Source organism: Enterobacter sp. SGAir0187 (assembly GCF_002952735.2).
Taxonomy (GTDB): Bacteria; Pseudomonadota; Gammaproteobacteria; order Enterobacterales; family Enterobacteriaceae; genus Enterobacter; species Enterobacter quasiroggenkampii.
The window spans coordinates 2,090,093-2,103,548 of record NZ_CP025034.2 but is presented as its reverse complement, the minus strand read 5'-3'; the positions used below and the strand labels follow the sequence as shown (position 1 = coordinate 2,103,548).

The 13,456-nt window shown below is 45.2% G+C and carries 8 protein-coding genes and 3 pseudogenes; 9 read left to right on the top strand and 2 right to left on the bottom strand.

What is annotated here, in order from left to right; translation table 11 throughout:
* Window positions 1-16 precede the first annotated feature (16 nt).
* The 4 genes from CWR52_RS10075 (at window position 17) to CWR52_RS10060 (ending at window position 4,361) form a co-directional block, all read left to right on the top strand.
* Entirely contained in the window at window positions 17-1,270 is a 1,254-nt protein-coding gene (locus CWR52_RS10075; RefSeq protein ID WP_104949567.1) for an HlyD family secretion protein, read from the top strand.
* 14 nt (window positions 1,271-1,284) lie between these two features.
* The gene (locus CWR52_RS10070) at window positions 1,285-3,444 is read left to right on the top strand and encodes a peptidase domain-containing ABC transporter (RefSeq protein WP_104949566.1); all 2,160 of its coding nucleotides are present in this window, start codon (window positions 1,285-1,287) and stop codon (window positions 3,442-3,444) included.
* A gap of 204 nt (window positions 3,445-3,648) precedes the next feature.
* Entirely contained in the window at window positions 3,649-3,990 is a 342-nt protein-coding gene (locus CWR52_RS10065; protein ID WP_252152188.1) for a colicin V synthesis protein, read from the top strand.
* 29 nt (window positions 3,991-4,019) lie between these two features.
* Complete coding sequence (locus CWR52_RS10060) at window positions 4,020-4,361, top strand: colicin V synthesis protein (protein ID WP_104949565.1); 342 nt, start codon at window positions 4,020-4,022, stop codon at window positions 4,359-4,361.
* Window positions 4,362-5,413: 1,052 nt separating this feature from the next.
* Here the strand turns inward: CWR52_RS10060 and CWR52_RS10055 are convergent.
* Window positions 5,414-6,013, bottom strand: a complete 600-nt coding sequence (locus CWR52_RS10055) for a Crp/Fnr family transcriptional regulator (protein ID WP_104949564.1) — start codon at window positions 6,011-6,013, stop codon at window positions 5,414-5,416.
* Between the two features lie 304 nt (window positions 6,014-6,317).
* Window positions 6,318-7,411 (bottom strand): annotated as a pseudogene (locus tag CWR52_RS10050) (IS3 family transposase).
* 219 nt (window positions 7,412-7,630) lie between these two features.
* On the opposite strand from CWR52_RS10050, the pseudogene CWR52_RS23440 reads away from it, so the two are divergent.
* The 5 genes and pseudogenes from CWR52_RS23440 to CWR52_RS10025 form a co-directional block, all read left to right on the top strand.
* A pseudogene (locus CWR52_RS23440) lies at window positions 7,631-7,776 on the top strand (AbrB/MazE/SpoVT family DNA-binding domain-containing protein); the annotation flags it as partial.
* A gap of 59 nt (window positions 7,777-7,835) precedes the next feature.
* Window positions 7,836-8,102, top strand: a pseudogene (locus CWR52_RS23435) (hypothetical protein).
* Between the two features lie 1,482 nt (window positions 8,103-9,584).
* Window positions 9,585-10,145, top strand: a complete 561-nt coding sequence (locus tag CWR52_RS10035; RefSeq protein ID WP_104949563.1) for a fimbrial protein — start codon at window positions 9,585-9,587, stop codon at window positions 10,143-10,145.
* A gap of 41 nt (window positions 10,146-10,186) precedes the next feature.
* Window positions 10,187-10,894: a fimbrial biogenesis chaperone gene (locus CWR52_RS10030; RefSeq protein WP_104949562.1), complete on the top strand. Its 708-nt coding sequence runs from the start codon at window positions 10,187-10,189 to the stop codon at window positions 10,892-10,894.
* A 32-nt stretch (window positions 10,895-10,926) separates the two neighbouring features.
* The gene (locus CWR52_RS10025; RefSeq protein ID WP_104949561.1) at window positions 10,927-13,431 is read left to right on the top strand and encodes a fimbria/pilus outer membrane usher protein; all 2,505 of its coding nucleotides are present in this window, start codon (window positions 10,927-10,929) and stop codon (window positions 13,429-13,431) included.
* Window positions 13,432-13,456 lie beyond the last annotated feature (25 nt).

Here is a 13,456-nt window from a genome sequence, read left to right as displayed (position 1 = left end):
CGATATGGAAGTTGATATGTCTGAAACCTTATTTCGCCAACAGGCGATTGATAATAATCGTGTCAAGTCTCTTGGATCGGTTATACTATTTACGCCTCCATATCGATGGCTGTTAGTTGTCTTCGTAGGTATGATCGGAGCGGCTATTGTTACCTTATTAATTTTTGGCAGCTATACCAAACGAGAGTCAGCTAGAGGAACATTAGTTCCTGAGCAGGGGATTTTAGATATTGTTCCCGTTGGCAGTGGTACGTTGACAGACATTTTTATTCATGAAGGCCAACGAGTAAAAAAAGGAGAGAAACTAGCCGCGATCTCTAGTGATATTTCAACTGCCATGGGGGCAACACACAAGCAAATAGCCCAGCAACTCAATGAACAGCGCGAAGTCCTTAAGAGCGAGTTGGTAAATCTTGATGCAATAAACAGTAGTACTATGCAAGGAATTCACGATCGGATCGGGTTGCTAAAGGAGCAAATTGCACAGCTACAGTTGATTAATAATCAACGTCGCAGTCAGATTGGTATTGAGCAGGAAAAATTAAAAAACCTTAGATCACTCTTAGCAGAAGGTTACGCCTCTAATACTCAAATCGATCAGCAGGAATCGGTGAGGCTCGAAGCGGTGGTACGAATGCAGGATGTTGGTCGCCAATTGCTGGAGCTTAAGCAGCAACTAGCGCAGCTCGAGCAACAATATATCGAACAACCTATCAATTATTTGAAACAGAAAAATGAAGTTAATCAGAAAATTGCTGAGTTAAACCAAACAATGTTGGAAAACGAATCAAGGAGAGGCACGATCCTTACTGCTCCTGCAGATTCAATTGTAGGCTCGGTGCTGGTGAAGAAAGGGCAGATTGTAACGAGTGGACAAACGATAGCTTCGCTTATCCCAAGCGATGGGAACTTACAAGCTCGCGTCATGATCAGTAGCCGTGCTATCGGATTTATTAAACCCGGCCAGAAAGTTGTTTTACGTTATGATTCATTTCCTTATCAAAAATTTGGTCAGCAATATGGCAGCGTTCTTGAAGTATCGGAATCAGCCCTGACGCCAAAAGATGTCGCTTCAGTCACGGGTGATAACCTAGCACAGGAACAGTTCTATCAGGTAAAAATCGTGCTGAAAAAACAGTCCATTAGTGCCTACGGCATAGAGCATCGTTTGCCGCCAGGCAGTGCGGTGAATGCAGACTTTATTGTAGATAAACGACACCTTTATCAATGGGTTCTTGAGCCACTGTACGCGCTCGGTAAACGTTTCTAACTTCAGGTATTCAAATGGATTTTATTGAGAAAATAAGGTTTTCAGCACGAAAATCCTTACCCCTTTTACGGCAGACACAGGCAGCGGAATGCGGCCTCGCTTGTATTGGAATGATAGCTGGATATTATGGCTACAAGATGGATATGCTGACGTTGCGAAAAAAATACGCTATGTCGCTTAAGGGCAGCACATTAACTGATATAATTAATCTGGCAGGACATCTAGGCTTAGTCACCCGCGCTTTGCGTCTTGAGGTTGAAGAGCTGAGTCAGTTGCGCTTGCCTGCGATTCTTCACTGGGATATGAAACACTATATAGTGTTGAGTGAAATTCACGGCGATAAAGTAACTATTCATGACCCCGCACGCGGTAGACGTATACTTAAGATAAAAGATCTTGCGGCTTCGTTTACAGGGATTGCACTGGAACTGGTGCCTCAATCGGACTTTGAAAAACGAGAAGAGAAAGAATCACTTTCGATGCTCAAACTTCTTGGTAACATTTCGGGCATTAAATCGGTCTTCGCCCAGCTCATGATCTTGACATTGTCTCTGGAAATATTTGGTATCATTACTCCATTCTATATGCAATGGGTACTCGATCAGGTATTAGTTTCCAGCGATTATAATTTAATGACCCTGTTGGGCTGCGCTTTTATTATCGTAGTTCTGCTGCAAAATGGGATTACCGCATTAAGAACGTGGGTGACCACATGGTTCTCAAGCTTGCTGAGCGTCCAGTGGTCAAGCAACATTTGTTCCCATTTATTAAATTTACCGCAATCATGGTTTGAAGAGCGTCACATGGGGGATATTGTTTCCCGCTTTGGATCTATAAATAATATCCAAAGCACCCTGACAACACGCTTTATCTCCTCTGTTTTTGATGGCGTCATGTCGATTATTACCTTGGGAATTATCGTTGTATATAGCCCTTCACTATCGCTTATTGTGGTAGGACTTTTCCTAGCCTACACTACTGTTCGCATGGTAGCATTCCAGCCGTTTCGCCAGGCAAGTGAAGATCAGATGGTTGCTAATTCACAAGTACAGAGCCAATTGATTGAATCGATCCGCGGCTCGCAGGCAATTATGCTGAGTAATAAGCAAAACATGCGAGTGTCGACCTATACGAATGAGTTAGTGGAAGCCACTAATAATGGAATCAAAATTCAGCGGTTATCCATCTTTTTCACTACTGTTCAGGGAATATTATCCGGTGTTGGGCGAATTGTCTTAATATGGTTAGCGGCCTTACAGGTGCTGGATGGCCATTTCTCGAGTGGGATGTTGATGTCGTTTATTACCTTCTCGGATCAATTCATCAGTCGGGCATCAGGCTTAATTGATGCCTTTATTGAGTTTCGTATGTTGCGTCTGCATGGAGAACGCTTATCGGATATTGTACTAAGTGAACGCGAAACCGATATGCTCAATCTTTCGGCTCATCCAGACCCTATACATGCCGTCTCGGTAGAGTTTAAAAATCTTTCTTTTCGCTATTCACCAACAGAGCCGTGGATCCTAAAACAAGTAAACATGTTAATTCATGCGGGTGAATCAGTAGCTATTGTAGGTCCCTCTGGCCAAGGTAAAACAACACTGGCGCGCTTACTACTCGGGCTTTTGCGTGCGGAAGAGGGGGCTATCATTATTGATGGCGTAGAGAATGTTCGTCTTGGAATGACGTGGGTACGTAATAACACAGGCAGCGTTATGCAGGATGATCAGCTTTTTGCAGGTTCCATTCTCGACAATATTTGTTTCTTTGACGCTGATTTCGATATGTCCATGGTTGAAGAAGCAGCAAAAATAGCACAAGTGCATACTGATATAATCGCTATGCCAATGGGTTATAACAGCCTAGTAGGTGATATGGGGTCGGCACTGTCCGGTGGACAAATTCAAAGGTTATTGCTTGCTCGGGCATTGTATAAAAAACCTTCAATCTTACTTCTCGATGAAGCCACCAGTCATCTCGATATCTACCGTGAAAAGGCCATAAACGAGGCCATACGAAAGATGAGTATCACTCGCATCATCATAGCACACCGCCCTGAAACGATAATGAGCGCTGATCGTATTTTTGTGGTGGCTAATCATAAAATTAATGAAGTCGACAAAGCCTCGCTTTTTGGGATACAAAACGGTGAGATGAAACCTGCATTAACCTAAAAACGTCATATGCACGTTTTTTTTGAATTATCACAGCGCTTTTTAACTATATGGCTATATTGTTTAAACTTATAACTGTATATATTTTTTCATTTAACTTCATTTTCATTGTTTTTTCTATATCAATGCAGGCTTGAACGTTAAATAATTATAGCCGCTTACACAGCGTGAGTATTTTATATATATATTTAGGATGAAATAGATATGCGTGAATTAACCGTAATTGAAATGGATGAAGTTGCTGGTGCATCTTTGGGCTCAGCCGTATATTCTGGGGTTATGAGTGCAGCTTCAGGTACTACTGGTGGAGCAATCATTGGTGGGGTTCACGGCGGTGATGGTGGCGGCCTGCTTGGCTTTGGTTCAATTGGCCAGGGTGTTGGTATGATTGCTGGCGGAGCTATTGGTTTTGTAACAGCAGGTATTTTTGGTACTGTATACGGTTATAACCATGCTGCAGAAGTTGAAAGTATCAATACCAGTTTTTGGAATAGTGTGATTAATGGTAGCTTCTATCCAGGTACCAGCACTAACAACAAAATTTAATATATATTTTTAATTATCTGGACAAAATTATGCGTGAATTAACACAAAACGAAATGAATGTAGTAGCCGGTGCTTCTCTGGGAAGTTCTCTTTATGGCAGCGTATTGTTTGCTGCATCAGCTACAGCGGGTGGTGCTATCATCGGTGGTGTTCATGGAGGTGACGGCGGTGGTCTGCTGGGTGTAGGCTCTATTGGGCAGGGCGTTGGTATGATTGCTGGCGGGGCTATTGGTATGGTAGCTGGTGGAATTGTTGGCGCACTTTATGGTTATAACCATGTAGAGGAAGTAGAAAGTATTACCTCTAATTTCTGGACCAGCGTAATTAATGGTAACTACTATCCAGGAACCAGCACTAACAATCATATCTGACGGTTATTTTTGAATACTTCAAAATGCAAACCCATATGCCTAGGTATATGGGTTTTTTATATTGGGTTCATTATAAAAGATCCACGACTAAACGTGCCTTTATCCATATCTCCTGCTATTGATAAGTTGAGTTGCATCCGAGCATCATATTGCGATATGATCATATACATAGTATGGTTTCTCCAATTTTTGATCTTCGCCAATGCGCAATGCTACACTACATTTCCTAGACTTAGAGTGGCTTTTAGGCAGACAATATTATTTATAATATTAAATTTCACGTCATCGACGTAGTCAGCAACTTAGTTATATACATACTACCGACGTTTATTGAAGCAATGTTCTTTTGTACACCGTTTCGCTTTCAGGTAAACGGGGGGCATTAACAATGTAATCGCGATACCATATACAGAGCATTTATCTTAAACTTCTTTCTAAGCCGAGTATTTACATACCTCGCTTTAGTCAACGCGCGTCATAGAGTGTATTTGTTCTCTAGTCTAAATGAGTTGAGGGTATAGTGTTAACTTTCATGAGTATAAAATATTATAAATATCCTTGGCGGTTTTCCGGTCGGGCACGAATTTTGCACAAGTGGTGAGATTTATTGCGGTATTACTCATTATTGAAAAATTTTATTAGCTATATGGTTTTGATTGCTGTTTAGAGATTAAAGGTGTGCAGTAAATGCTCAACAGATGTACTGAGCGGAAGTAATATGACCTGAAGCCTCCCGGTTGAGAGACATACGATCACCTTTCGCTGTAAGGTAGAAAGTATGCTCTTCCTGCCTATATAAATTTATACCGGAACCTCTTTCATTATCGTTTTCACAAACTAAGTGGAGTCCATTATCGATTCCATCGCATTGTCAACCAGTTGGTCCTAATAGTGGGAAAGCTGATTAATAGATAATTACTTAAGCTTCGGTTAGAGTGATATGGAGTTACTGCAGTGATATTAACATCAAAATACACATGATAAATTATTAAAGAACTAATTATGCCACAATGATAGGGCATTGTTACAGGCGACATTGACGTTTGCTACGTCTAACATTCACTTATATCCATATTTTCTTCAAGAACAATAATTTCTTTATTATTCACGATGACTTTATTCCTAGACTCCAGCGTATCTAGCGCACGGGATAGTGTTGAGGGTGATATACCGAGCAATTGTGCCAGTTCTTTTTTGTTCAGGGGCAATTCGAGAAGATCATGTCTGAAACCATATTCTTCATTAATGTATATCATTAGTTTTATAAAGTTGCTAACTTTTTGCAGGCCATCGCCGTTCACTAGCACACTGATAAACTGTTGCTTCTCGCTAACCGAGCGCGATAAGATATTGATGATAAAATTAGTAAAGTCACTGGTAATCTGACTCAAATGATAAAAATGTGCATTTTGCAGTTCGCAGAGCTCGATGTCGGTTGCTGCTTGAACGCTGTATTGATGCAGTTCGCTAAAAAGCTCGTCTGCACCAAATACTTGGCCGGGAAAGATGATCCCCTGCAGCACTTGCTGTGAATCATAGATTTTTGCTACCCCGCGGCGCAGGGCATACAGTGCCTGCACTCGCATGCCAGTTTTATAAATAAATGCATTTTTAGCGAAGTGTTTTTTGCGAGCAAGATCCTTAATGAACATCGGCTCCTGATGGTCGAAAAGATAAGAGCGACATATGGCGGCAAATCCACATTTGTTACAATTGACACAGCTATTATTTTTCATAGATAAAAGACTGACCATTTGAGTTAATTAGATATTAAGAATGAACGATACAGTTTATCAACGGCGAAAGTGCATTGGCAATCGTAATAATGCTATTTAATTGCGCTACCGAATTGAGTCAGGCAGTCTCCACCGGTGGCCTGCTTGTTATTGAACCTGCAGTTTCAGGTCTTATCGCAGTAAAAAGGCATTAACCTGCCCCCCGGATTAGATACAACCTTCAGTTAGTAATGTCGGTTGGTTTTTCTTCATATTTCCTGTTTCGCCACTCCGTTGCGAATTTAGCTGGTGTCTGGTAATCCAGCGATGAATGGGGACGGCACTCGTTATAATCCTGCCGACAGTCATTAATCGTTTTCCGGGCATGAAGAATATCGCTGAACCAGTGTTCATTCAGACACTCATCGCAAAAGCGTCCGTTAAAACTCTCTATAAATCCGTTCTGCGTTGGCTTACCTGGCTGGATAAGCCGTAGTTCCACACCATGCTCAAAGGCCCATTGATCGAGCGCGCGGCAGGTAAATTCCGGGCCCTGATCGGTTCTTATTATCGCCGGATAGCCCCTAAACTGCGCGATGCAGTCCAGAATACGCGTGACCTGAACGCCTGAAATACCGAAAGCAGCGGTGATCGTCAGACACTCCTTCGTGAAATCATCCACACAGGTCAGGCACTTGCTCCTCCGACCGTTGGCCTAGCGTCCATAACGAAATCCATCGACCATGTCAGGTTCGGCGCATCCGGGCGCAGAAGCGGAAACCGTTCGGTTGCCAGCCCTTTACGGCGTCGTCTGCGTTTGCGCTCAGTCCATTACGCTTGTGATTGACGTGAAGGCCCTCCCGACGCAGCAGCTGCCAGATGCGGCGGTAGCCAAAACGCCTGCGCTCCGCCAGCTCAGTGATGCGCCCTGATAAATGCGCATCAGCTGCCGGATGCTGAGCCTCATAGCGGCAGGTTGACTGGGACAAACCAGTAGCCTGCAGGCACGACGTTGCGACAGACCGGTCGCATCACACATAAACTAAACAGCTTCCCGCTTCTGGCCTGTCGTCAGTACTTTCGCCCCAGAGCCACCTGAAGTGCCTCCTTATCCAGCATGGCTTCGGCAAGTAGCTTCTTGAGGCGGGCGTTCTCCTCTTCAAGAGATTTGAGCCGCTTAACCTCGGGCACCTCCATACCGCCATACTTCTTGCGCCAGGTGTAAAAGATGGCATCGGAAATGGCGTGCTTACGGCAGAGCTCACGGGCAGAAACCCCGGCTTCCGCTTCGCGAAGAATGCTGATGATCTGTTCGTCGGAAAAACGCTTCTTCATGGGAATGTCCTCATGTGGCTTATGAAGACATTACTTACATCGGGGTGTATTAATCAACGGGGAGCAGGTCACTGCCATCAGCAAAATAAAAACGGCAACGTCCACTACTCGCTGTGAGTTCAATGGGTCGATGCAACGCTATCCTTAATCAAGAAGATTGTGAGCGAATTAGCAATAATTCGCTGGGTCGGAGACGGAGTTCCTATCCGGCTAAACGTGCTGGAGATCGCCCGAGAAGGAGATAGCATCATCCTGCGTCCCATCCGCCCCACCTGAGGTTCGTTCAAGCAGCTGGACAGGGCCGACCCGGGTTTTATGGCGGGACGCGGGGACGTGTCAGCGGCGAAGGACGGTCTGACCTGTGAACAGGGATTGTATGCCCGATACGAATATCTGTTCGTTCATCCTGCGCGGGCTGCAATAAGTGATCCTGAAGCGCCTGGAGCAGAAGGGGTATTGTGATCTGGCCATTACGTACGCCGAGATACGCTCCGGCGCCACCGGTCAAAAGACCCCTGCCACGTGCATTTAGTTGGTGCAACACCTCGCCGGCGTGCCGACAGGTCCTAACGACATGGCGATCGCTGGACATGCCATCCCTGCCATTGCCGTACTTGTGACAAATTACGTGAGAGAATTTGCGCGTGTGCCGGATCTGACAGTGGAAGATCGGGTGAAGTATCGTAGCTAGACCAGCATCCTACGGCCAAAGGGTCATTCAGTTATTTCAGCCGCATTCCATGTCTGTATGACGGAAGGGCTCTGTACGAATACAGATAGTCTTGAGCGTGGGTTGTAACGGCCTGATAAATTCTACAGTCAGCTCCAGAGACCAGACAGGAAAGCAGTTTAAACATTATTTCTGGGTAACACACATCTCGAGGTAGGACTGAGGATTTCCGAGGAGCCGGGCATCGCCTGAAGAGCTTAATCGTAACTTGTATTCGGCACCCTCAAATTTTTTTGATAATCTCATTTTCAGCAGAACCCCTCGCTGTTTTGATATGACGCATGTTGCTCACGACTATTTTTCCAGGCGTCTTAATGTCATAGTCAAGCGTGAGGTTGCACGAGACAGTCTGCCTGTTTGTGGCTGCGTCGATGCGACCGGAAAGTACGACAATACTTTCAAAATCACTCTCCAGTCTAAAGGTTAATTCCAGTGTGGAAATATAGTCAGGGTTTGCATGATCATAGTGAAGATTTATTGCTGCAGAAGGTATGGAGCATTATATGAGATGGGTCAACGCCTGAAGTATTTCTCCTAGGATTGTGCACAGTCATCATCGTACGCTGATAAGCACGCTCGGGCTTGACAATGTGAGCATTCACACTTTTTTCCTTGCTAAGTACATAGCAGCCCGTCGCATTGCACTGACTTGATTAGAAGGCATTCTGAACACTCAGAATACCAGAGTTAATAGATAAAATGCTCAGACTAGAATCCGGGCATTTCCGTGCCAGCCTCTTTTGTCTTACGCAGATCGCGAATTCAGTTGGCGGAATGGTGAGAACATTACAATAATGACCGGTTCCTTGGGTTCCTTCCTTCTTAATGCTACTGCGTAAAAATTCTTCTCCAATACAACCAGCGCAAACCCAGCTTCGATCTGACTCTTCAGCATACATATAAAAAGTATCTCCACTTTATTACTCTGAACAGGGCGTTTATCAGCCGTACCAAAACGCCTGGAGCCTGCGAAGCAGGCACTCCCTTCGATCTGAAATATATATATATTGTTTTTTTTGTTGCTATTTTGCTATTTCCAAGTTAATTAATTAAATCATTCGCATCTTATGCTGTTCTCCAAAATCGTTATTTGCAGCTTTTATCCATTATCTGGTCAGCAATTACTTTCCTGACGCTTGCTTCATCACCCCAATAAACATTATATAAATTTAAAAAAAGAATTAAAATTGGAGTTTTAATCTTAAAAATAGAATTTAATCGACATTTACATTTACCATTTTGAGATTTAATGGTCTTATATTTTGGCCTTGAGTTATGGCGTGGAATGTTGTCCTGCAACCGAAATTGCCACTCTGGAAAGGTGAAATGAATCATCAACATCTGTTCAGATGCCAAGGATGATGTAGCGAGAAGCAGGGATCAGGAAATAATTCCTCGCTACTGACAAAAGTAAATTTGATTAAGAAAACGGGATATACACAAATGTTTAACAAAGCATTAATCGTTGCGGCATTGATGGTTTCCGGCTCCGCACTTGCAGCTGAATCAACCGGTGTAGCGGGTGGTACCATTACCTTTAACGGTTCGGTGTCCGATACCACCTGTAACGTGGTATCTAATAACGGTTCAGACTTTACTGTAAATCTTTCCCCTATCGCTGTAGGTGATATGGGCACCACTGCCGGTATAGTTAAAACCAACGCCAAAGACTTCACCATGAATCTGAAAAACTGCTCTGCGGCATCAGATGTTGCTAAAACGCTTAAAATCACTTTCAGCAGCAGCAACCTGTCGGATGACGCTAAATACCTGAAAAACTATAGCGACAATGGCGCCGAGGGTGTGGGTATTGCGCTCACCACAGACGGTAACACTGCCGTACCGTTTGATACCGCTTTCGATACTGGCCTGAGTTCCGCTGACGCTGCCACCAAAAATGGCGTCACATTAACCATGTATGCCAACTACTACAACTACGGTGGCGCGGCCGTAACAACCGGTAAAGTAGTTACTGACGCAACTTATTCCTTTAGCTACGACTAACTCATTCAGCCGGGGTCTCCCCGGCTCTCCTCTGCGACATTATGAAAACACTGATACTTTTTCTTGCAGCTACGTTCATTTCCATGAATGCCAGCGCAAGCGTTGTGATCAACGAAACGCGAGTTATTTATCCGGCCAGCGCCAAATTTGTGTCGGTGCAACTGGTAAACGACAGCGAACAAACCCATCTGGTGCAATCATGGATTGACGAGGGCGATGCTTCCGCCGCGCCGGAGAAAGTCAAAGTGCCGTTTTCTCTGCTGCCTCCGGTCGTAAAAATGAGCGGGCACGCCGGACAGGCTCTGAAAATCTCGGCGATAACCTCCAATTCGCTGCCAAAAGACCGCGAAAGTGTGTTCTGGCTTAACGTTCTGGATGTTCCGCCCGTCCCCGAAGGAAGTAAAGATAGCTATCTACAGGTAGCCATTCGCAATCGCATAAAACTGTTCTATCGTCCGGATGTTCTGAGCGATCTCGACAGCAGTATTGCGGAGAAAATTACCGTTTCGACATCCGGCGGTCACACCTGCCTGAAGAATAATTCGCCTTATTATATGACTATCCCTCAGGTCGTGGCCTGGCAAGGGGGCGAGCTAAAGCAAAACCGAAAAGATAATTTACTAGCTGAAACTGCATTTATTCCGCCGTTTGGCTGTGCGCTGGTATCCAGCAAAATTCAGTCCGGTGGGCAATATCGCCTTACCTGGCTGGATGATTATGGCGCAAAGAGATTTAGCACTATCCACTGATATCCCAGATAAACGACCCAGGTTCAATTCTAATGAAAAACAGTTCTCTGTTTCGTATAAGCTTGCTAGTTCATTCTGTCAGCATTGTGCTATTTTCATATCGCGCGCTGGCGGAGGATTTCAATAGCAGCCTGCTGGTAGGTAATTCAGCGGATATGGACTGGAGTAATTCCCGGCTGGTTATGACACCGGGAAATTATGATTTGGATGTTTATGTGAATAACGTCTGGCAGGGGAGATTTAATATTTCCGTCGATAACGACGATAAAGGTACGTTGCTTATTAACAAAGATGACGTATCTCTGCTGACAATAAAGGGTCTGGATGACATAGTAAATAAGAGCAGCGCTGAAAAGCTCGACGTTAATACCCTGCTACATGGAGGGAAAAGTGCGCTGATACCCGGTACACTGCGTCTGGATTTAGAAGTACCTCAGGCTTTCGTAAAAGAGTCCAGCCGTAACTGGGTGTCACCGCAAAAATGGGATCAGGGAATTAATGGCCTGTATACTAATTATAATTTCAACTATTACAATTTTCACGGCCTGGAGAATGGCATTAGTGACAGCGATAATCTTTATTTATCGCTGAACAGCGGACTTAATCTGTATGGCTGGCATTTTCTCGATAGCTCATCGTGGATGCGCTACAGCTCGATCAACAAAGGTAGCTGGATCAATACCACGCGTTTTGTTGAAAAACCGATTGCGGCTATCGATTCGGTACTGCGCATTGGTCGAAGTTATACGACGTCTGATTATTATGACACGGTCCGTTTTCGTGGGGTGACACTGAATAAAAGTCGCCAGATGTTACCGGACAGCGAAAACGTATATATGCCGGTGATCGAAGGTGTTGCAACCAGTTCAGCGGTGGTCAGTATCTCCCAGGATGGTCATATCATTCACCAGATCAATGTCCCGCCAGGTCCCTTCGCCATTCGCGATCTGATGCCTACCGGCTCACGCAGCGATTTATCCGTCGAGGTAAAAAACACCGGCGGCAACATTGAGCGCTTCGTTGTGCCGTTCTCCTCGATCCCGGATATGCAGCGCCCCGGCAGCAGCGACTATCAGATTAACGTCGGGGCGGTGGACATGCGCAACGTCGACGATAGCAGCCATTTTGCCCATGTGAGCTATTCTCGCGGGATGAATAACTATCTCACCGCGTTAGTGGGCGGGATCTGGAGCCAGGATTATCAGTCTCTGCTTCTGGGGGGAGCAGTTTCCGTCCCCTACGCAGGATCACTCTCGGCTTCCGTGGAGGAGTCGCAGTATCGTCTGCCTAGCGATAGCCGTCGCCACGGAGAAAAATACGCGCTGTCCTGGAGTAAGTACTTCCCAACCCGAACCAATATATCGCTGGCTTCGTATTATTACCGTACTCAGGATTACGCTTCTTTTAGCGATTATATCCTGACCAAATCCAATATTAAGGATTATGGCGGAACGGGCACCTCAACGATAAACAGCAAACAAGCCTTTAGCGCCAATATTAATCAGCCGCTGGGGGAACAATTTGGAAGACTGTCGCTATCAGCCTACTGGCGCGATTACTGGCGTGGTCAGAAAAGTAGCCGTCAGTACAACATGACCTGGAGCAATGCCAGTCACGGCGTCAATTACTCGGTTTCGCTGCGCCGCTCGGAGGTTACGCAGTCCTATTATGACTATGAAACAAATTATGAAGGCGACCTGGTGAGCGCCTTGCGTTCACGCGGTAAGACGGAAAACAATCTCTATTTTTCTGTCACGATACCGATGTCGATATTTGGCAGCGGCGGCAGCCTGTCTTCTCATGCCAGCGCGCAGAACGGCAAATATTCCTCTTCTGATGTCAGCATGAGTGGGAATATGCATGATGTTGACTATAGCCTGATGCTGAGCCACGACAGTGACAACGATTCGCGGGCAACAGATCTCTACACCAGCTGGAAAAATGACTATACCAGCATGAACAGCGGCGCGACACTGGCCCGTGAATATCGCCAGCTAAGTCTTGGTGCCAGCGGCAATCTGCTGGCATGGAAGGGCGGGCTGCTGGCGTCTCCTTATAACGGACGTAATTTTGTCATTATTGAAGCGCCAGGAGTGGTGAACGCGGTCGTAAACGGCAATACATCTGCACACACCAATAGCAAAGGTATCGCTCTCATCACCAGCGCGACACCGTACCGACAGAATAATTTCCATCTGGAGCAGGATGGAACCCAAAAAAGCGACGTAGACCTTGAAGGTAATTTACTCAATGTGGCGCCATACGAAGGCAGTATCAGCTGGCTGAAGTACAAAACTGACACGCGCAGACTTTTCACTTTTGATGTGCAAACCGCTGAAGGGGAACAGTTGCCGTTTGGCGCAGTGGTCAGCGGTGCCGGGAATGAAGAAGTCGGCTTTGTCGCACAGGGAAGTCAGATTTTTATTAAGTCAGAGACGCTTCCCTCAAGCCTGAGAGTGAATATCAGCAAAGGCAAAACTAAAAAATTCTGCACTATTTCCCAGCCTGCAGAGCATGCTGAAAATATTTGTCGCTAACTCTGTTTATTCAGATAACAAACTC